Source organism: Streptomyces sp. NPDC059718, assembly GCF_042733315.1.
Lineage (GTDB): Bacteria > Actinomycetota > Actinomycetes > Streptomycetales > Streptomycetaceae > Actinacidiphila.
Map to the genome: position 1 here is coordinate 121,814 of NZ_JBHWGA010000005.1, position 19,108 is coordinate 140,921.

19 protein-coding genes and 1 tRNA gene are annotated in these 19,108 nt (G+C 71.4%); 15 read left to right on the forward strand and 5 right to left on the reverse strand.

What is annotated here, in order from left to right; all coding sequences use genetic code 11:
* Positions 1–175 precede the first annotated feature (175 nt).
* From ACFV3E_RS08395 to ACFV3E_RS08450, 12 genes are all read left to right on the forward strand, one after another.
* Positions 176–544, forward strand: coding sequence for an NADH-quinone oxidoreductase subunit A (locus ACFV3E_RS08395; protein WP_326572910.1), 369 nt, complete (start codon positions 176–178; stop codon positions 542–544).
* Entirely contained in the window at positions 535–1,152 is a 618-nt protein-coding gene (locus tag ACFV3E_RS08400) for an NADH-quinone oxidoreductase subunit B (RefSeq protein WP_499513360.1), read from the forward strand. The genes ACFV3E_RS08395 and ACFV3E_RS08400 overlap by 10 nt, the downstream gene beginning before the upstream one ends.
* Positions 1,149–2,279, forward strand: coding sequence for an NADH-quinone oxidoreductase subunit C (locus ACFV3E_RS08405; RefSeq protein WP_500534042.1), 1,131 nt, complete (start codon positions 1,149–1,151; stop codon positions 2,277–2,279). Before ACFV3E_RS08400 ends, ACFV3E_RS08405 begins: the two co-directional genes overlap by 4 nt.
* Positions 2,276–3,238: an NADH-quinone oxidoreductase subunit NuoH gene (gene nuoH, locus ACFV3E_RS08410; RefSeq protein WP_500367271.1), complete on the forward strand. Its 963-nt coding sequence runs from the start codon at positions 2,276–2,278 to the stop codon at positions 3,236–3,238. Before ACFV3E_RS08405 ends, nuoH begins: the two co-directional genes overlap by 4 nt.
* Positions 3,238–3,810, forward strand: coding sequence for a NuoI/complex I 23 kDa subunit family protein (locus ACFV3E_RS08415; RefSeq protein ID WP_500534043.1), 573 nt, complete (start codon positions 3,238–3,240; stop codon positions 3,808–3,810). The genes nuoH and ACFV3E_RS08415 overlap by 1 nt, the downstream gene beginning before the upstream one ends.
* The gene (locus ACFV3E_RS08420) at positions 3,807–4,364 is read left to right on the forward strand and encodes an NADH-quinone oxidoreductase subunit J family protein (protein WP_500534044.1); all 558 of its coding nucleotides are present in this window, start codon (positions 3,807–3,809) and stop codon (positions 4,362–4,364) included. The genes ACFV3E_RS08415 and ACFV3E_RS08420 overlap by 4 nt, the downstream gene beginning before the upstream one ends.
* On the forward strand, positions 4,364–4,741 hold the full coding sequence (gene nuoK, locus ACFV3E_RS08425) for an NADH-quinone oxidoreductase subunit NuoK (RefSeq protein ID WP_499513365.1): 378 nt from the start codon (positions 4,364–4,366) through the stop codon (positions 4,739–4,741). Before ACFV3E_RS08420 ends, nuoK begins: the two co-directional genes overlap by 1 nt.
* Positions 4,738–6,738 (forward strand): NADH-quinone oxidoreductase subunit 5 family protein, encoded by a 2,001-nt coding sequence (locus ACFV3E_RS08430; protein WP_500534045.1) that lies wholly within the window; start codon positions 4,738–4,740, stop codon positions 6,736–6,738. Before nuoK ends, ACFV3E_RS08430 begins: the two co-directional genes overlap by 4 nt.
* Positions 6,739–6,741: 3 nt before the next feature.
* Complete coding sequence (locus ACFV3E_RS08435; RefSeq protein WP_500534046.1) at positions 6,742–8,313, forward strand: complex I subunit 4 family protein; 1,572 nt, start codon at positions 6,742–6,744, stop codon at positions 8,311–8,313.
* The gene (locus ACFV3E_RS08440) at positions 8,313–9,821 is read left to right on the forward strand and encodes an NADH-quinone oxidoreductase subunit N (protein WP_500534047.1); all 1,509 of its coding nucleotides are present in this window, start codon (positions 8,313–8,315) and stop codon (positions 9,819–9,821) included. The genes ACFV3E_RS08435 and ACFV3E_RS08440 overlap by 1 nt, the downstream gene beginning before the upstream one ends.
* Positions 9,822–9,940: 119 nt before the next feature.
* Positions 9,941–10,801: a zinc metalloprotease HtpX gene (gene htpX, locus ACFV3E_RS08445; RefSeq protein WP_500534048.1), complete on the forward strand. Its 861-nt coding sequence runs from the start codon at positions 9,941–9,943 to the stop codon at positions 10,799–10,801.
* 117 nt (positions 10,802–10,918) lie between these two features.
* A complete protein-coding gene (locus tag ACFV3E_RS08450) occupies positions 10,919–11,320 on the forward strand; it encodes a YccF domain-containing protein (RefSeq protein WP_500338470.1) in 402 nt (133 codons plus the stop codon).
* 20 nt (positions 11,321–11,340) lie between these two features.
* On the opposite strand, the gene ACFV3E_RS08455 is transcribed toward ACFV3E_RS08450, so the two are convergent.
* The 4 genes from ACFV3E_RS08455 to ACFV3E_RS08470 all read right to left on the reverse strand — a co-directional run bounded on the left by ACFV3E_RS08455 (position 11,341) and on the right by ACFV3E_RS08470 (position 15,255).
* Positions 11,341–12,723, reverse strand: a complete 1,383-nt coding sequence (locus ACFV3E_RS08455; RefSeq protein ID WP_500534049.1) for an FAD-binding oxidoreductase — start codon at positions 12,721–12,723, stop codon at positions 11,341–11,343.
* A gap of 76 nt (positions 12,724–12,799) precedes the next feature.
* A complete protein-coding gene (locus ACFV3E_RS08460; protein ID WP_499513371.1) occupies positions 12,800–13,252 on the reverse strand; it encodes a flavodoxin family protein in 453 nt (150 codons plus the stop codon).
* Complete coding sequence (locus tag ACFV3E_RS08465) at positions 13,253–14,575, reverse strand: radical SAM protein (RefSeq protein ID WP_499513372.1); 1,323 nt, start codon at positions 14,573–14,575, stop codon at positions 13,253–13,255.
* A 191-nt stretch (positions 14,576–14,766) separates the two neighbouring features.
* The gene (locus tag ACFV3E_RS08470; protein WP_018558836.1) at positions 14,767–15,255 is read right to left on the reverse strand and encodes a YajQ family cyclic di-GMP-binding protein; all 489 of its coding nucleotides are present in this window, start codon (positions 15,253–15,255) and stop codon (positions 14,767–14,769) included.
* A gap of 188 nt (positions 15,256–15,443) precedes the next feature.
* Between ACFV3E_RS08470 and ACFV3E_RS08475 the strand changes: the two genes are divergently transcribed.
* The 3 genes from ACFV3E_RS08475 (at position 15,444) to ACFV3E_RS08485 (ending at position 16,567) form a co-directional block, all read left to right on the forward strand.
* Positions 15,444–15,525 (forward strand) — tRNA-Tyr (locus ACFV3E_RS08475).
* 228 nt (positions 15,526–15,753) lie between these two features.
* Positions 15,754–16,161 (forward strand): hypothetical protein, encoded by a 408-nt coding sequence (locus ACFV3E_RS08480; protein WP_500534050.1) that lies wholly within the window; start codon positions 15,754–15,756, stop codon positions 16,159–16,161.
* 136 nt (positions 16,162–16,297) lie between these two features.
* Positions 16,298–16,567, forward strand: a complete 270-nt coding sequence (locus ACFV3E_RS08485; RefSeq protein WP_500534051.1) for a hypothetical protein — start codon at positions 16,298–16,300, stop codon at positions 16,565–16,567.
* Between the two features lie 482 nt (positions 16,568–17,049).
* Here the strand turns inward: ACFV3E_RS08485 and ACFV3E_RS08490 are convergent, their stop codons facing one another.
* A complete protein-coding gene (locus ACFV3E_RS08490; RefSeq protein ID WP_500534052.1) occupies positions 17,050–19,098 on the reverse strand; it encodes a PA14 domain-containing protein in 2,049 nt (682 codons plus the stop codon).
* Positions 19,099–19,108: the final 10 nt, after the last annotated feature.

Genomic DNA, 19,108 nt, shown 5'->3' on the forward strand with positions numbered 1-19,108 from the left:
GCCACCGCCATGGGGTGCGCCTGCCAGGACAAGGTGGGGTTATCCGTACCACCGGTCAGGACGGGTGGTTCCGCTCCGGGAGGCAGGGCCTAGACTCCGTTCGTACAGATCGTCTAAAGATCCACCGGGATCGCTGGACAACGCGCTTACGACGAGAAACGAGGGGCGGACGGACGTGGACTACTTCCACGGCTACTCGGTCGTCGGGCTGGTCGCGGTGCTCGGGGTGCTCTTCGTGACCGTGGCCTTCGGGGCCGGTCGCCTGCTGCGGCCCGTCGTGCCGACGCAGGAGAAGATGCTCACGTACGAGTGCGGCGTCGACCCCGTCGGCGAGGGCTGGGCGCACACCCAGATCCGCTACTACGTCTACTCCTTCCTGTACGTCGTCTTCGCGGTCGACGCGATCTTCCTCTTCCCCTGGGCGACGGTGTTCGCCGCCGAGGGGTACGGCGGCACCACGCTGGTCGAGATGTTCGTCTTCCTCGGCTTCCTCGCCGTCGGTCTGCTCTACGCCTGGAAGAAGGGCGTCCTGGAATGGACGTGACCGATGTGACCGATGTGAGCACTCCCGAGTACCTGCCGGAGCCGCGCCGCCTCGGTACGCTCGCGCGGCTGGCACCCGAGCCGATGAAGGTGGTCCTGAACTGGGGCCGCCGCTACAGCCTGTGGGTCTTCAACTTCGGGCTGGCCTGCTGCGCCATCGAGTTCATCGCCGCGTCCATGGCCCGGCACGACTTCATCCGGCTCGGCGTGATCCCCTTCGCGCCCGGCCCGCGCCAGGCCGACCTCATGATCGTCTCGGGCACCGTCACCGACAAGATGGCCCCGGCGGTGAAGCGCCTGTACGAGCAGATGCCCGAGCCGAAGTACGTCATCTCCTTCGGCGCCTGCTCCAACTGCGGCGGCCCCTACTGGGACTCGTACTCCGTGACCAAGGGCGTCGACCAGATCATCCCCGTCGACGTCTACGTGCCCGGCTGCCCGCCGCGGCCCGAGGCGCTGCTGCAGGGCATCCTCAAGCTCCAGGAGAAGATCGCCCGCGAGTCGCTCGGCGAGCGCTACGGCGACGGGGGCACCCCGCCCGCGTCCACCGCCGCGCTGCGCAGCGGCCTCGTCCAGGCCCCGCCGCCGCCCGGGGAGGCCGCGAAGTGACCACGCCCTTCGACCGGCTCCCCGAGCCGGACGCCGTCGCCGAGGTCTTCGGCGCCGAGGCCACGGCGGAGGAGGCGTACGGCCTGCTGACCGTCGACGTCCCCGCCGCCTCCTGGACCGACGCCCTGCGGGCCGCCCGGGACACCCTCGGCTGCACCTTCTTCGACTGGCTCAGCGCCGTCGACGAGGGCGGCACCGGGTTCCGGGTCTGCGCCCACGTGGTGGCCCCCGCGGTCGGCTCCGTGCGACGCCTGATGATCCGTACGACCGTCCCGCACGAGGCCCCGGCCCTGCCGACCGCCGTCGGCGTCTACGCGGGCGCCGCCTGGCACGAGCGCGAGACGCACGAGATGTTCGGCGTCGACTTCACCGGCCACCCGCACCTGGTGCCGCTGCTGCTGCCCGAGGGTTTCGAGGGGCACCCGCTGCGCAAGGACTTCGTGCTGGCGGCGCGTGTGGCGAAGGCGTGGCCGGGCGCCAAGGAGCCGGGGGAGTCCGAGCACGGCGGCCCCAAGCGCCGCCAGATGCTGCCGCCGGGCGTGCCCGACCCCAACGAGTGGGGCCCGCTGAAGGGGCAGTTGCCGCCCGCCCCGGCGAGGCCCGCCCGCACCCCGCGCGCGGCCGGAGCCGCCGGAGCCGCCGGTGCGGCGGGCGCCGCGGAGCGTCCCGCCCGGCGCACCCGCAGCGTCACCGAGGGCTCGGCGAGCCAGGCCGCCGCCGAGGCCCCCGCCGCCACCCCGCGCCGCACCCGCTCGGCGGGCGACGGCTCCGTCAGCCAGGCCGGGACCGCCGAGACCCCGGCGGCTCCCGGGACCCCCGCGGCTCCGGAGGAGCCCGCGACGCCCCGCAAGCGCACCCCGGACGCTCCCTGGGACGTCCCGCGCGACCCCGAACCGGCCGCCGCCCCGGCAGCGGAAGCGCAGCCCGACGCCAAGCCCGCGCCGGCCGCCCCGGCGCGCCCCGAAGGGCCCGCGCGGCCCGACGCGGCGAAACCCGCGACCGCACCGGACGAGGGCCGGGACGGCGAACCCGCGCGGCCCACCGCGGACGGCGACACCCCCGGCACCCCCGGCACCACCCCGGACACCCCCGGCAACGACGACGCAGAAGGAGGCAGCACACCGTGAGCGATGCCCTCGAAGTGATCCTCCGGCTGCTCGCCGTGCTCGTCGCCTTCCTCGTCCTGCCCCTCGTCGTCGGCCAGACCGAGCACAAGGTCATGGCCCACATGCAGGGCCGCCTCGGACCCATGTACGCCGGCGGCTTCCACGGCTGGGCCCAGCTCGTCGCCGACGGCGTGAAGTTCGCGCAGAAGGAGGACGTGGTCCCGGCCGACGCGGACCGGAAGATCTTCCAACTCGCGCCCGCCGTCGCGCTGCTGCCCTACCTCCTGGTCCTCATCGCGATCCCGGTCGGCCCCGACGGACTCGTCGGCCAGGACATCGACGCGGGCCTGTTCTTCGTGCTCGCCGTCATGGGCGTCGGTGTGCTCGGCTCCCTCATGGCCGGCTGGGCCTCCGCCAACAAGTTCTCCCTCCTCGGCGGTCTGCGCACCGCCGCGCAGCTGATGTCGTACGAGCTCCCGATGCTGCTCGCCGCCGCGTCCGTCGCCATGGCGGCCGGGACGCTCTCGCTGCCCGGCATCGTCGACGCGTACGCCTGGTGGTGGACGCCGTGGCAGCTGATCGGCGCCTTCGTGTTCTTCACCGCCGGCCTCGCCGAACTCCAGCGCCCGCCCTTCGACATGCCCGTCGCGGACTCGGAGATCATCTTCGGTGCCTACACCGAGTACACGGGCATGCGCTTCGCCCTGTTCCTGCTCGCCGAGTACGCCGGCATCGTCGTGCTGTGCGGCCTGACCACCGTCCTCTTCCTCGGCGGCTGGCACGGCCCCTGGTCCGGCAGCCTCGGCTGGCTGTGGACGCTGCTCAAGACCGCGGCCCTGGCCTTCGTCGTCATCTGGCTCCGGGTCACGTACCCCCGCCTGCGCGAGGACCAGCTGCAGAGGTTCGCCTGGACCGTCCTCATCCCGCTCGCCCTGGCCCAGATCGCGCTCACCGGCGTGGTGAAGGTGGTGATCTCCTGATGGGCATCCCCGGTTCCGGCCTGGCCAAGGGCCTCGCCGTCACCCTGCGCACGATGACCCGGCGCTCGCACACCGCGCAATACCCCGAGGTGCAGCCCGAACTGCCGCCCCGCAGCCGCGGCGTGATCGCGCTGTTCGAGGAGAACTGCACGGTCTGCATGCTGTGCGCCCGTGAGTGCCCCGACTGGTGCATCTACATCGACTCCCACAAGGAGACGGTGCCCGCCGTGACCCCCGGCGGTCGCGAGCGCAGCCGCAACGTGCTGGACCGCTTCGCCATCGACTTCTCGCTCTGCATGTACTGCGGCATCTGCATCGAGGTGTGCCCCTTCGACGCCCTGTTCTGGTCGCCGGAGTTCGAGTACGCGGAGACCGACATCCTCGACCTCACCCACGAGCGCGACAAGCTGCGCGAGTGGATGTGGACGGTGCCGGCCCCGCCGCCGCTCGACCCGGCCGCCGAGGAGCCCAAGGAGCTCGGTGCCGCCCGCAAGGCCGCGGAGAAGGCCGCCGCGGCCGCCGCCGAGGCTGAGCCCGAGCCCGAGGCCGAGCAGCCGGGGGGAGACGCGTGAACCTCTCCGCAGCCCACCCCGGTTTCCTGTCCCCGACCGGGGTCGAGATCGTCTTCGTCCTCGTCGGCGTCGCGACCCTCGCCGCCGCCGTCGTCAGCGTCACCACCAAGCAGCTGGTGCACGCCGCGCTGTGGCTGGTCGTCGCACTCGGCGGCGTCGCCGTCGAATACCTGCTGCTCACCGCCGAGTTCATCGCCTGGGTGCAGGTGCTGATCTACGTCGGGTCGGTCGTGGTGCTCGTCCTGTTCGGGCTGATGCTCACCAAGGCGCCCATCGGCCGCTCCCCGGACGCCGATTCGGGCAACCGGATCGCGGCGCTGGCCGTGGCCGTCGCCGCCGCGGGCACGCTGGTGTGGGTCGTGGTGGACGCCTTCCGGGCCACCTGGATCGACGTGGACGGCGCCGCGCAGGGCTCCACCAAGGTCACCGGCCAGATCCTCTTCCGGCACTGGGTGCTGCCGTTCGAGGCGCTGTCCGTGCTCCTGCTCGCCGCGCTCGTCGGTGCGATCGTCCTGTCCCGCAAGCAGTCCCGTCTGCAGCCGGGGGAGCGCTGATGCATCTCGCCTATCCCGCCGTCCTCGCCGTCCTCCTGTTCTCCGTCGGCCTGTACGGCGTCCTCGCCCGGCGCAACGCGATCCTCGTCCTGATGTCGGTCGAGCTGATGCTGAACGCGGTCAACCTCAACCTGGTCGCCTTCGACGTCTGGCTCCGCGACACCCTCCACGCCGGGCAGGCGCTGACGCTGTTCGTCATCGTCATCGCCGCCGCCGAGATCGGCATCGGCCTCGCCATCGTCCTGCTGGTGTACCGCAACCGGGGCAGCTCGGACGTCGACCGCCTCACCGACCTCGCCGAGCACGACCCGCACGACCCGCAGGGCGAAGGGGACGGGCCCTCCGCACCCGAAGAGAAGGCCGAGGCCGCAGCGTGACCCTGACGACCCTCGCCGTCCTCGTCCCCCTCCTCCCCTTCCTCGGCGCCGTCGGCGGGCTTCTGCTCGGCCGCACCGCCCCCGGCTTCGTCCGGCCGCTGGCCGTGCTGCCCACCGCGACCGCCTTCGTGCTGGCCGTCGTCGTCGCCGTACGTCAGGGCAGCGGCCCGGCCACCGACGCCGCGACCCGGCTCACGCCGACCGGCTCGGTGCCCGTCGACCTCGCCCTGCACCTCGACGGCTTCGCGGTCCTCATCGCCGTCCTCGTCGGCCTGGTCGCCACCTGCGTGCAGCTGTACTCCACGGCCTACCTGCGCCACGACCCGCGCTACGCCTCCTACTCGGCCCTGGTCTCCCTCTTCACCGCCGCCATGTTCCTGGTCGTCTACACCGGCGACCTGATGGTGCTGCTGGTCGGCTGGGAGGTCATGGGCATCTGCTCGTACTTCCTGGTCGGCCACTACTGGGAGACCGAGGTCGCCCGGGCCGCCTCGCTCAAGGCCTTCCTGGTCACCAAGCTCGGCGACGTCCCCTTCCTGATCGGCGTCTTCGCGCTCGCCGCCGACGCCGGGACGTTCCGGATCAACGGCATCCTCACCGCGGCCACCCACGGCGGGATCGCGCACCCGACCGTCGTCGGCCTGCTGCTGCTCGCCGGTGTCGCCGGCAAGTCGGCGCAGTTCCCGCTGCACACCTGGCTGCCCGACGCGATGGCCGGCCCCACCCCGGTGTCCGCGCTGATCCACGCCGCCACGATGGTCGCGGCCGGCATCTACCTCGTCGCCCGGCTGCTGCCGGTCTTCGAGGCCTCCACCGTCACCCTCGCGGTGCTCGGCGTGCTGGCCGCCGTCACCATGATCGGCTCCGGTCTGGCCGCGCTCGCCCAGGACGACATCAAACGCGTGCTCGCCTATTCGACGATCGGTCAGCTCGGCTACATGGCCGCCGCCCTCGCCGTCGGCGACCGCAGCGCCGCCGTGTTCCACCTGGTCTCGCACGGTGCCTTCAAGGCCCTCCTCTTCCTCGCCGCCGGCGTCGTCATCCACGCCGCCGGCACCAACTCGCTGGCCGCGATGTCCCGCATGGGCGACCTCGGCAAGCGCGTCCCCGACGCCATGTGGACCATGGGCATCGCGCTGGCCGCCCTGGCCGCGATCCCGCCCTTCTCCGGGTTCTTCTCCAAGGAGTCGGTGCTGCGGGCGGCCGAGCACGCCGCCTCCGGCCACGCCGAGGGCGTCCCCTCGGCCGTCGGCTGGCTCGTCCTGGTCGCCGCGCTGGTCACCGCCGTGCTCACCGCGGGCTACGCCACGCGCCTGTTCCTCCTCGCCTTCCGCGGCCAGGGCGCCGCGGCACCCCAGGCGCACGGCAAGGAACCGGCCGTCATGACCGCCGTGCTGTGGGTGCTGGCGATCCCCACGGTCGCCTTCGGTGCCGTCTCCCTCGTGCCGAAGTTCTTCGACCTCCCCGCCTGGCTCGACGGCAACGAGCTCGCCCCGACCCTGGTCACCTCGATCCTCGGTGTCGGCCTCGCCGTCGTCGGCATCCTGGCGACCTACGGCGCCTGGCAGGCCACCGCGACCCGCCGCGCTGCGCCCATGGGGGCTGTGGTCCCCGCGGCGGCCGACGAGGAGCCGGCGCTCACCGAGGCCGCAGCCTTGCAGACCCACGAACAGGTCTACGGTGACGTCGCCGCCGCCCGGGACCCAGGCGACCCCGGACGCCTGCTGCTCGGCCCGCTCTTCGAGCCCGCCTCGCACGGCTTCCGCCTCGACGCCCTGTACGCGGCGCTCTTCGTCCGCCCCGTGCTCGCCGCCTCCGGCCTCGTCCGCTTCCTCGACCGCGAGGTCGTCGAGACGTACGTCCGCGGCGCGGGCGGACTGCCCCGGCTGCTCGGCGCGCTCGTGCGCCGCACCCAGACGGGCAACGTGCAGACCTATATCAGCGTGCTGCTGGCCGGCTCCGTGATCCTCGCCGTCCTCGTCGCCGTCGGAGCGTGAGCCGTGAACGACACCGTCCTCCAGTACGTCCTCGCGGCCGCCGTCGTCCTGCCGCTGCTCGGCGCCGCGGCGGCCCTGCTGCCGCCCCCGCCCGGTCTGCGGGGGAAGGACCCCGACCAGGCCGTGCTGCGCCACGGCGTCACCGTCACCGGTCTCGTCCTCGCCCTGAGCATCGTCCTCGCCGTGGGCTTCGACCACGACCACCCCGCGACGATGCAGGCGAGCACCGACATCGGCTGGATCCCGGCCCTCGGCATCCGCATCCACCTCGGCATCGACGGCATCAGCCTCCCCCTCTTCGTCCTGAGCGCGCTGCTGACCTTCCTCTGCGCGCTCTACAGCTACTTCAAGATGCCCGCGGGCCCTTCCCCGAAGGCCTTCGTGGCGCTCCTGCTCCTCCTGGAGACGGGCACGCTCGCCACCTTCGCCGTGCTCGACCTGCTGCTCTTCTTCCTGGCCTTCGAGACGGTCCTCATCCCGATGTACTTCCTCATCGCCCGCTGGGGCGGCGAGAACCGGGAGAAGTCCGCCCTCCGTTTCATCCTCTACACACTGCTCGGCTCCGTGATCATGCTGCTCGGCCTGCTCCTCATCGGGCTGAAGGCGGGCACATTCGACATGGTGGCACTCGCCACTGACAGTGGCCCCGGAGCAGCTCTCAGTCACTCCACGCAACTGGTCGCCGTCCTCGCCATCGGCCTCGGTCTCGCCGTCAAGACCCCGATGTGGCCGCTGCACAGCTGGCTCCCCGACGCCCACACCGCCGCCCCCACGGTCGGCTCGGTGCTCCTGGCCGGCGTCCTGCTCAAGATGGGCACGTACGGCTTCGTGCGGATCCTGCTGCCGATCGCCCCCGAGGGCATGCAGACCTTCGCGCCCTACCTGGCCGCCTTCGGGGTCGTCGGCATCGTCTACGGGTCGCTGGCCTGCCTGGCCCTGGCCCGCCGCGGCGCCGGCGGCGACCTCAAGCGCCTCATCGCGTACAGCTCCGTCGGCCACATGGGCTTCGTGCTGCTCGGCATCGCCAGCCTGACCACCACCGGCGTCAACGGCGCGCTCTTCGCCAACATCGCCCACGGACTCATCACCGGCCTGCTCTTCTTCCTGGTCGGCGCCCTCAAGGACCGCTACGGCACCACCGACCTCGACGGCCTCGCCGGGCAGACCGGCGCCGCGCTGTACGGCAAGGCCCCCCGCATGGGCGGCCTGCTGGCCTTCGCGGCCGTCGCCTCCCTCGGCCTGCCGGGCCTGGCCGGCTTCTGGGGCGAGATGCTGGCGATGTTCGGCTCCTTCAAGCCCGCCCCGGGCCTGGACCGCGGCGCCTACCTCGTCTTCACCGCGGTCGCGGCCTTCGGCACCCTGCTCACCGCCGCGTACCTCCTCCTCGTCGTGCGCCGCGTCTGCATGGGCGAACGCGACACCGTCCACGCCGCGCCGGCCCTCGCCGACGTCCGGGGCTACGAGTTCGCGGCCTGGACCCCGCTGGTCGTCCTGACCGTCCTCGCGGGCCTCTGGCCCGCCGCCCTGCTCGGCCTCACCGACCCGGCCGTGCGCACCCTGCTCGGAGGCAGCTGATGAGCACCCTCGCCACCTCCGTCGTCCAGTCGGTCGACTGGGCCGCGATCGCCCCGCCCGGCATCGTGGCGGCGGCCGCGCTCATCGTGCTGGTCGCCGACCTCTTCCTGCCCGACGGCCGCAAGCAGCCGCTGGTGGGGATCACCCTCGCCGGCCTCGTGCTGGCCGGGCTGAGCCTGCTGCCGCTGCTCGACGGCGACCGCACCACCTTCTGCCTCGTCGGCAGCCCCGCCGACTGCTCCTACGTCGCCGACCACTTCACGCTCGTCGTGCAGCTGCTGGTCCTGGCCGGAGCGCTCGTCGCCGCCCTGCTGTCGGTGCACACCCTCGACGAGCTGCCGGCCGGCGAGTTCTGGTTCCTGCTGCTCTCCTCGGCCTCCGGCGCCGCGCTGCTGCCCGCCTCCCGCGACCTGGCGACCCTCGTGATCGCCCTGGAGGTGACCACACTCCCGTCGTTCGCCCTGGTCGGCCTGCGCCGCGGCGACCGGCTGTCGAGCGAGGCGGCCCTGAAGTTCTTCCTGTCCTCGGTCGCCGCGACCGCCGTCACCCTGCTGGGCGTCAGCTTCGTCTACGCCGCCACCGGCACGCTCCACCTGGAGGCCATGGCCAAGGGACTGCAGGGCGTCGACCCCCGCCTGGACACCCTCGCCGCGGCCGGCGCCGCCCTCACCGTCGTCGGCTTCGCCTTCAAGCTCGCCGTCGCACCCTTCCACTTCTGGGTGCCCGACACCTACACCGGCGCCCCGCTCCCGGTCGCCGGCTACCTGTCGGTCGTCGGCAAGGCCGCCGGGTTCGCCGGCCTCATCCTCATCACCGTCGTCGCCTTCCGGCCGTACGCGCACGTCTGGGGCCCCGCCGTCGCCGTCCTGGCCGCCCTCACCATGACCGTCGGCAACGTCGCCGCCCTGGTGCAGCGCCCCGACCGCCCGCGCAGCGCGGTCCGCCTGCTGGCCTGGTCGTCCATCGGCCAGGCGGGCTACCTGCTGGTCCCGATCGCCGCCGCGGCGTACACCGACCCCGACCGCCAGGTCGGCACCACCCTCGCGTACGCGCTGATGTACGGCGCGGTGAACCTCGGCGCCTTCGGCGTGGCCGCGCTCGTCGGCCGCACCGCGCCGCAGAACCGGCTCACCGACTACCGCGGCCTCCACAGCGGCCACCCGCTCGCCGCAATGGCCATGGCCTTCTTCCTGCTCTGCCTGGCCGGCCTGCCGCCCGGCGTCATCGGCCTGTTCGCCAAGGTCGCCGTCTTCTCCTCGGCCGTCGACGCGGACCTCGGCTGGCTGGCCGCCGTCATGGCCGTCAACGTCGTCATCGCACTCGTCTACTACCTTCGGTGGACGGTCCTGCTCTTCGCGAAGCCCGGGACGGAACCGGCCGCCACCGCCCGCCCGGCCGGCACGCCGCGCCCGCTCAGCGCGGCCATCGCGCTCACCGCCGTCGTCGGGATCGTCCTGTCCGGCGCACCCCAGCTCATCCTCCGCTTCGCCTCCGACACCCTGCTCTGAGCACCCGGAAGAAGGTGCACAAGGGAACTAACGCCCCTCCGGTGGCGTTGGCCCCTACGGGAGGTTCTCCTTGGACGAGGAGAGAAGGTCCTCCTGATGCACACCTTGGAGGGTGTACCGTGCACCGCCGGCACAACGGCCTGAAGACCGCCGCGCTCCTGGGCGGAATGTCGGCTCTCATCCTGGTCATCGGCAGTTTCTTCGGCCGTACGGGACTGATCGTCGCACTCGTCGTAGCCCTCGGGACCAACGCCTACGCCTACTGGAACAGCGACAAGATCGCACTGCGCTCCATGCGCGCCCGCCCCGTCAGCGAGTTCGAGGCGCCGGCGCTGTACCGCATGGTGCGCGAACTCTCCACCTCCGCCCGGCAGCCCATGCCGCGGCTCTACATCTCCCCGACCGAGGCCCCCAACGCCTTCGCCACCGGCCGCAACCCGCGCAACGCCGCCGTGTGCTGCACCGAGGGCATCCTGCGCCTCCTCGACGAGCGCGAGCTGCGCGGCGTCATCGGCCACGAGCTGAGCCACGTCTACAACCGCGACATCCTCATCTCGTCCGTCGCCGGTGCCCTGGCCTCCGTGGTGATGTTCCTCGTCAACTTCGCCTGGCTGATCCCCATCGGACGCTCCGACGACGACGAGGGCCCGGGCCTGTTCGGCCTGCTCCTGATGATGATCCTCGGTCCGGTCGCCGCCTCCCTCATCCAGCTCGCCGTCAGCCGCTCCCGCGAGTACGAGGCCGACGCCTCCGGCGCCCGCCTCACCGGCGACCCGCTCGCCCTCGCCTCGGCGTTGCGCAAGCTGGAGACGGGCACCAGGCGCGCCCCGCTGCCGCCCGAACCCCGGCTGGAGACCACCAGCCACCTCATGATCGCCAACCCGTTCCGCCCCGGCGACGTGTCCAAGCTCTTCTCGACCCACCCTCCGATGGGCGAGCGCATCGCCCGCCTCGAGGAGATGGCCGGCCACCGCCGCTGACGCCCACGTGCGGCCCGGCCCGCCCGCGGGTACGGGCCCTGTGGGGGACGGCTGACGGAGCGGCGGCTCCCGTCCTCCTGACGGGCGGGGCCCCCGGACGCATGGGAGGCTTGGGCAATGAAGGCGGTCAACATCGTCCTGAACGTCGTGTGGCTGATCATCTGGGGCCTGTGGATGGCCATCGGCTACGCCCTGCTGGGCCTGCTGATGTTCATCTTCATCATCACCATCCCCTGGGGGATCGCGTCCCTGAGGATCGCCAACTACGTGCTGTGGCCCTTCGGCCGCACCACGGTGGAACGCCGCGACGCGGGCGTCGGGTCGCTGCTCGGGAACATCATCTGGCTGATCTTCGCGGGGATCTGGCTCGCCATCGGGCACGTGCTCGCGGGCATCGGCTTCTGCCTGACGATCATCGGCATCCCGTTCGGCATCGCGAACTTCAAGATGGTGCCGATCTCCCTGGTGCCGCTCGGCCGCGAGATCGTCCCCGTCGACGCCCCGTACGCCACCCGCTGAGCCGCCGACCCCGGCCGGGGTCAGTCCGGCTCGATGTTGTGGTTGAGCCGGAAGACGTTCTGCGGGTCGTACTCCCTCTTCACCCGGGCCAGCCGCCCCAGGTTGTGCGCGCCGAACCCGGCGATCACGCGGCCCTCGCCCTCGTCGCCGATGAAGTTGAGGTAGACCGCCCCGGAGGACCACTGCCGCATGTCGGCGCGGATGCCGTGCGCCCACCGCCGGGCCCGCTCGTCGTCCGCCGGGTCCGCCCACAGGCCGAACGGGTGCACGACCCACGGCGCCCGGCGCCAGGGCAGCGGGTAGTCGGCGGAAGGGCGCGCCACGGCGCCGCCCACGGGGAACAGCACGTGCTGGGAGGGGGAGGGGACCACCATGTCCCGGGCCCGGGCGCAGAAGCGGTCCACGGCCTCGTCGGGGAAGTCGTCCAGGTACTCCGCCGACCAGTGGTTCCGGTAGCCCGGCGGGTCGTCGAACATGGACTGCAGGTCCGCGTACGGCAGCTCCGTCACCAGGCGGCCCTGGGGGCCGAGCGCGAGCAGCGGGTCCAGCACCTCGCGCGCCGCGTCCCCGGTGCCCGCGTACGTCACCAGGACGGCGCAGGTGAGCGCGCCCACCAGGTGCTCCGGCACGAACTCCTCCGCAGGCCCGGTCAGGAAGAGCAGACCCCCGCCCATCTCGTCCGGCGCCGACGCCAGCAGGGTGCGGTAGGCGCGCAGCACCTCGGGGCCGGCGTCCGGCGGCCACAGCAGCAGGGCCATGGTGACCGCGGGCAGCGGGTGCAGCCGCAGCGTGAGCGAGGTGGCGACGCCGAAGTTGCCGCCGCCCCCGTGCAGCGCCCAGAACAACTCCGGGTTCTCGTCCTCGGTGGCCCGCACCATGGTGCCGTCCGCCGTCATCAGCTCGACTTCCACCAGGTTGTCGCAGGCCAGCCCGAACGCGCGCTCCAGCCACCCCGATCCGCCCCCGAGGGTGAAGCCGCCCACGCCCGTGGTGGACACCCGCCCCCCGGTGGTGACCAGGTCGTACGGCTGCGTCGCCCGGTCCAGGTGGCTCATCGTGGCGCCCCCGCCGACCCGCGCCGTGCGCGCCTGCGGGTCGACGACGACCGCGTGCATGCGCCGCAGGTCGACGACGATGCCGCCGTCCGTCAGGGCATTCCCGGCGACACTGTGCCCGCCGCCCCGGACGGCGACCTCCAGCCCGCGCTCACGTCCGAAGCGGATCGCCGCGGCGACGTCCTCCACCGACTCGCACAGGGTGATCACGGACGGCCTGCGGTCGATCATGGCGTTGAAGAGCGTGCGGCTCTCGTCGTACGACGGGTCGCCCGGTGCGACGACCTCGCCCGCGAAGCCGGAGCGCAGGACGTCCAGGGTCGCGTCGTCCAGGACCCGGGGTGCCATCGGAGCTGCCCCCTCTCTCCACCTCCACGGTAGGACGGGGGCATGGGCCCGGCACGTCGGCGCCGGGCCCGCGCGGTCAGTCCGCCAACCCCGCGGCCAGGGTCGCGCCCAGCTCCCAGCAGGCCTGCAGATCGGCCTTGGAAGGCTCCCCGGTGACCGTCACCTCGGCCGCCGCCTGCTCCCAGCCCAGGCCCGTGGTGATCGACCGGATCCCCCGCACCGTCCCCGTCACGTCGTTGCCGCCGTGCACGTAGTAGCCGAACGGGCGGCCGCGCGTGCCGTCCAGGCACGGGTAGTAGACCTGGTCGAAGAAGTGCTTGAGCGCCCCCGACATGTAGCCGAGGTTCGCCGTCGTGCCCAGCAGGTAGCCGTCCGCCGCGAGCACGTCGGAGGCGGTCGCCGCGAGGGCGGCCCGCCGCACGACGTCCACGCCCTCGATCTCGTCGGTGGTCGCGCCGGCGACCACCGCCTCGAACATCGCCTGCAGGTTCGGCGACGGCGTGTGATGCACGATCAGCAGGGTCGGCACTCAGCTCACTCCGACGGGCGCCGACGCCGGCAGGCTGTCCATGAACGAGCTCACCGAGAACACCGCGTTGCCGGGGCCGGCCGGGCCGTACCCGGGCGGCGAGCTCAGCCCGTACTCCTCCAGCGTCGCGCGGTACACGTCCAGCAGGCGGATGTGGTACTCCAGCGGCGCGCCCTCCGGGTTCGCCTTGCCCAGCGGGGTCGTCGGCTCCGGGCACCAGGTGGTGAAGCGCGGTGTGATGCCGCGCGACATGAAGAAGCGCAGGCCCTCCGCCGTGGAGTCGATCGCCTCCCCGACGCTGCCGAAGCCGAACGGCTCGGCCATCTCCACGCCCGCCACGAAGTTGGGGATCACGTTGCGCGGGCCGAAGATCTCCGCCGAGTCCAGGATGCGGCGGTGCCACTCGTCCCGGCCGACGTAACGCTCCTTGCCGGGGCAGTACAGCTCGAACAGACGGCGGTCCCACACCTCGTAGTTGGGGTGGTAGATCTGCACGCCGTAGTCCTTGAAGCGCTGCACGTCCTCCTTGGGCAGCGCCTGCGCGACGACCTTGCCGATCCAGCGGCCGGGGAAGCGCTCCTCGATGGCCTTCGCGTAGTGGCCGTAGAAGTCCGCCTCGTCCCGCCCGGCGACCTTGGAGGTGATCGCCCCACCGGTGAGGGTGTACGCGGTGGAGGACTTCGTCTCGTCGTACTTGTCGATGATCTCCAGCGCCTCCAGCACCTCCTCGACCGGCTTCACACCCGTGTAGGGGCGCCCGGCCGCCTTGTGCTGGCGCCAGTTGTGGTTGATGTCGCAGTACTGGCACTCCTCCTTGGCGCCGAAGTACTGGCACACGCGGAAGACCGTCAGGTAGATCAGGTAGCCCCACTGGATCGTCGGCGCGACCTCCATCACCGACTTGCCGTTCTCCAGGGTGTGCCGGTAGTACGCCGGCATCGGCGGCAGTCCGACGTCCGCGATGCGCACCCCGTCGAGGTAGAGGCCGAGCACACCCCGCCCGCCCGCCCGCACGCGGTACGGCGAGGCCGGGTTCACCCGCACCGACACCACCGTGCGGCGCAGGTCGTACGGCCCGCCGGTGAGCACGATCTCCTCCGGCGGCCGCTTCAGCGCGGCGGCCCCCAGCTCGGGGAGGGTGCGGTGGTCGAAGGAGAAGATGAAGTACGACTTCGGCTTGACGTCGCCGTCCTCGTTGCCGCTGAGCGCGGATTCGTCGAACGCGATCCCGCCGCGCAGCAGGTCCTCCTTGATGACCGCCTCGCGGGGGACGTGCGGGAAGCGGCTCATCAGGTCCTCGACCAAAGCGGTGCGGCTTTGCATGCCCGGCTCCATCCTCGAGACGCTGCCCCAGGTCCGCCGTCGACGGGCGGGGCGGTCCCGGGGAGACCTAACAGGAAGACACTACGCACCTGCGGCGGCTTCCCGGGCGGCACCCTCCGAATGCGCCCCGTCGTGCGCGTGGCAAAGGCCCCGGCCGCCTGCTCCCGGCCGGGACCTCGGCAAGACCTCGCTCAGCGGTAGTTCACGAACTGCAGCGCGAAGTCGAGGTCCTTGCCCTTCAGCAGCGCGATGACGGCCTGCAGGTCGTCCCGGCTCTTGGAGGTGACGCGCAGCTCCTCGCCCTGGACCTGCGCCTTGATGCCCTTGGGCCCCTCATCACGGATGATCTTGGCGACCTTCTTGGCGTTCTCCTGCGAGATGCCTTCCTCGATGGTCGCGAAGATCTTGTACTCCTTGCCGGACAGCTGGGGCTCGCCCGCGTCCAGCGACTTCAGCGAGATCCCCCGCTTGACCAGCTTGGTCTCGAAGACGTCCAGGATGGCCTTGACCCGCTCCTCGGAGTTGGCCTGCATCAGGATCTTGTCCCCGGACCACGAGATCGACGCGCCGACGTTCTTGAAGTCGTAGCGCTGCGAGATCTCCTTGGCGGCCTGGTTGAGGGCGTTGTCGACCTCCTGCCGCTCGACCTTCGAGACGATGTCGAAACTGGAGTCGGCCATCTTCTGTTGGCTCCTTGGCTCTGATCCGTCAGGTCCGCGACCCGCCTGCGGGCCGCCCCCGCAAGCCTAGCCACCGGACCCGCCCGAAGCGCTGATCAATAGGGTGGCGAAGCACCCCCGCGCATCGGGTATTGTTTACGACGTCGCCACGGGGACCGCACACAAGCGGCCCGCGGAGACACTTCCCAGGCGGTGTGCCCGAGTGGCCAATGGGAGCGGACTGTAAATCCGTCGGCTTAGCCTACCCAGGTTCGAATCCTGGCGCCGCCACAGTGGAAACACAGCCCCTGAGCTGCGGAAACGCAGACCAGGGGCTGTTCTTTTTTACTTCGCCGATGGCGGGCCGCTGTCTCGCTCCGTCCCGTTCCTACACGCTCTCTACCAGCAGCTGTGGACGGGGCGTGGACGGGAATCCAGGCCCCGACCTGCGGGTGTGGGGCATCCATGGGACGGCGGGCGAAAGCACTGGGCAGCGCCGTGGGGGCTAGGCTCCGGCCAGTGGGCAGCCAACGACCTCAAGAGGGCCAGTTCCTGGGAGCGTTCCGTGAGCTCCAGCACGGCGCGGCGAACGGTGCTTCACTACACGATGCGGTGCGGGAACGGGGCGAGGAGTACGAGGACGATCTCGTGCGGTACCTCCGCAGTGGGGCGGTCCTGGCTGTCACCACGAGCGCTGTGTATGACGTTCTCAGTCCCGACCGCGCTTTCATCGACGGCCTGAGCCTGCTCACCGATGGGCAGCGGTTTTGGCATACGGACCTCGCCCACTACGTTGAGCGCTACCACGTTGCCCTGAGTGATGAGTTTGTCCGGCATGCGCGGCGCCTGCACTGGCGTCCGCCCCAGCTGACCGAAGAAGACTTGATCAGGATCGCGGATTCGTTCTTCGACGACGACGTCAGCTGACAGCGCGCTGGGCGGGTCTGACGGACACCGCGCGGGAGGCTGGGCTCCGGGGCTGCGTCAAGATGGGCGCGTGCTCCCCTCTCGATTGTTGTGGTGTGATCCTCGGCCGATTCCTCGGTTCAATCGACAGGAACCGGTGACCCAGGTAGTCCGTGATCCCGCCTTTTACGACCCCGCCGAGGAAGACGAGTGCTCACGCTTTCGGTACTTCTGCCAGGCTCACGACCAGGTCTACTGGCACGAGGCATGCGGGGAAGGTCCACACCTCATCGAACTGCGCTGCGAGCTGCACGGGGCTGAGAACATGTGGCCGCAGCCGCTCATGCTGATGTTCCCTGAGGGGTTCGTCCCTCTGCTGAGCGACGCCCAGTTGGCTTGGGTGCGCTCGGAAGACGACGCCGAGTAGGCGCGAATAGAGCCGCTTGGTCACGGGCAGCGCACGGGCAGCAGGGGCCGAGAGGCACCCGCCACCCGTGCGCATGGGCGGGCGTGCCCACACTTCACTGCCGAACCGGAACAGCCCGTGGCAAGGCCCCCCCGCCCCCGCTTCCCACTGCCGTGATGAGGGCGCGGTAAGAAGGAGGAAGGCTTGTCCCGTGCTCCCGCTCGAAGCGAGCCATTCGGGATGCCGTGACCGGCGGGTCGAGCAGGTAGCGGTGACGTGCCGCACCGAATCGCCGACGGCCGGGGCCGGCTTCGGCCGGCGCCTGGAGCCGCTCGTGCACCTCCGTGACGCTCCACATGCGCCGATCGTGGCACGAGATGAGCTCGCCGACGCCGGATTTTCGCAGCGCGGGCTCCCGTACCGGCGGACGACGACCCGGTGGAAGGGGACCGGAAACTCACTTCCGGCCCCCTTCCCGGCTGTCGCCGCCGGCGCGGGCGGGGTCAGTAGCTCAGGGCGGCGACCTCGGACGCGCCCGATTCCGTGCCGTCCGCGTAGAGGACCGTGACGCGGTAGTAGACCGTGGTGGCGGCCGGCTGGGTGCGGTCGGACCAGTGCCAGTCGGTCGAGTTGCCCTTGGGCTCCGTGGCGAGCACGTCGAAGCTCCCGCTCTGGCGGTTCCATCGGCTCACGGTGAAGGCCGTCACCGGGCTGCCGTTGGCGTTCCTGTCGTCGGTGAGGAACCAGTGGAGGGAGCCGGTCTCGTTGCTGTTCAAGTAGATCGGGGCGCCGGTCGCCGGTGGGGCGGTGGGGCGGAGGTCGAGTTCGGTGACCTCGGTGACGGTCGCGCCGGTGTCGGGGGTGAGCTGGTTGCCGTACTGGTCGACGGAGACGACCGCGTAGCGGATCCGTTGGCCGTCGGCCGCCGTCCGGTCGTGGAAGGTCGTCGCCTTGATCTCCCGCGGCCGCAGGGTCCAGGGGTCGATCAGCGGGGCGTACGTCCACCGCCCGTCGGCGAACGTGCCGCGCAGCACGCGGTAGTGGTCGAGGCCCGGTGCGGTGTCGGCGTCCCAGGAGAGGGTGACGCCGTTCTCCTTGGGGCCGGCGGTCAGGCCGGTGACCGGGGCCGGAGCCGTCGTGTTCCCGGAGACGGTGACGACGACCTCCTGGGACGGGGTACCCCCGTTGCCCGCGTGGTCGACCGCGACCACCCCGTAGTAGTAGGTGGCGCCGGGCGGCGGCGCCGGGTCCGTGAACGTGGTGCCCTCGACCCCCGTCCCGACCACCTCCCGCGGGCCCCCGGTACCGCGCGGATTGGCGTACCGGATGACGGTGTAGCCCGCGAAGTCGTCGCTGGTCCGCTCGGAGGGGTCCCAGGTCAGCGTGACGCCTGCCTCGTCCTCCCGGCCACGCGCGTTGAGTGCGGTGTCGACCGGACCCGTCAGGTCGCGGGTGTAGTACATCGCCGCCTTGGAGGCCGCCGACTCGTTGCCGTGCGTGTCGACGGCGGTGACCACGTAGTAGTGGATGTCGCCGGTCTGCGGCAGCGGCCCCGTGTAGCCGCCGTGCGACAAGGCGTCGCCGGTCACCCGGTTCTCCGGGGTGAGGGCGACCGGCAGGGACGTCGAGCGGTAGACGCGGTAGCCGGCCAGGTCGGGTTCGGAGTTGCTGTCCCAGTACAGGGTGATGGTGCTGGGGTAGCCCATGGCCCAGTTCTCCTCGACGCCCTTCGGGGCGGCGGGGGCGGCGCTGTCGACGGTCGTGATGCCGAGGTCGGCGGTGCCCGACGAGGTGTTCCCGACCTTGTCGTAGGCGCGGACCTCGTAGTAGTAGACGTTGCCGTCCTTCGGGACGGTCGTGTCGGTGTACGAGGTGGAGGTCGTCGTGGCGATCGGCTTCGAGGGGTAGGAGGCGCCCTTCAGACGGCGGTACACGCGGTACCCGGCGAGGTCCATCTCCTTGTTCCTGGCCCAGCCGACCTTCGTGGACGCGGTGTTCGCGCTGTAGGCGACGGTGGTCCCGGCCGGGACGAGGGGCTTGACCTTGTCGACCGTCGCCGACGTGCGGGGGGCGTAGCCGAACGTGACGTTGGCCGCGCCCGTCCAGTTGACGAAGTCGACGCGCAGGGTGTGCTTGCCGGAAGGGACGGTGACGTTGGCGGTCCTGCGCACGGTGGACGACACGTTCTTCCACAGGTCGACCTTGCGGACGCCGTCGAGGTACACGCGGATGCCGTCGCGGGAGGAAGCGGTGAATGTGAAGGGCCCACCGGAACCGAAGTCGCGCGTGGTGGACCAGCGGACGCCGAAGTTGTTGACCGGCAGCCCCTTGTAGGGCGCGCCGGTGCCCCAGTTCTGGTCGATCGCGGAGTCGCAGTCCGTGTGCCTGGGTGTCCCGGAAAATGTGGTGTTCGCGTAGAACGTCCGCTTGAAGACCGGCGACGTGCAGGTCACGGCGGCGGAAGCGGGCGTGGCCGCGGTGAGCAGGCCGCCCGCGGTGGCGAGCACGACGGTGGCGGCCGTGGCGACCGTCGCGCCTCTGGGTCGGTTCATGCGTTCCTTC

Coding starts and splice junctions, on each gene's coding strand:
- ACFV3E_RS08400 (WP_499513360.1), top strand. CDS start 535: ATGGACGTGACCGATGTGACCGATGTGAGCACTCCCGAGTACCTGCCG.
- ACFV3E_RS08415 (WP_500534043.1), top strand. CDS start 3,238: ATGGGCATCCCCGGTTCCGGCCTGGCCAAGGGCCTCGCCGTCACCCTG.
- ACFV3E_RS08470 (WP_018558836.1), bottom strand. CDS start 15,255: ATGGCCGACTCCAGTTTCGACATCGTCTCGAAGGTCGAGCGGCAGGAG.
- ACFV3E_RS08490 (WP_500534052.1), bottom strand. CDS start 19,098: ATGAACCGACCCAGAGGCGCGACGGTCGCCACGGCCGCCACCGTCGTG.
- ACFV3E_RS08450 (WP_500338470.1), top strand. CDS start 10,919: ATGAAGGCGGTCAACATCGTCCTGAACGTCGTGTGGCTGATCATCTGG.
- ACFV3E_RS08465 (WP_499513372.1), bottom strand. CDS start 14,575: ATGCAAAGCCGCACCGCTTTGGTCGAGGACCTGATGAGCCGCTTCCCG.
- nuoK (WP_499513365.1), top strand. CDS start 4,364: ATGCATCTCGCCTATCCCGCCGTCCTCGCCGTCCTCCTGTTCTCCGTC.
- ACFV3E_RS08455 (WP_500534049.1), bottom strand. CDS start 12,723: ATGGCACCCCGGGTCCTGGACGACGCGACCCTGGACGTCCTGCGCTCC.
- ACFV3E_RS08440 (WP_500534047.1), top strand. CDS start 8,313: ATGAGCACCCTCGCCACCTCCGTCGTCCAGTCGGTCGACTGGGCCGCG.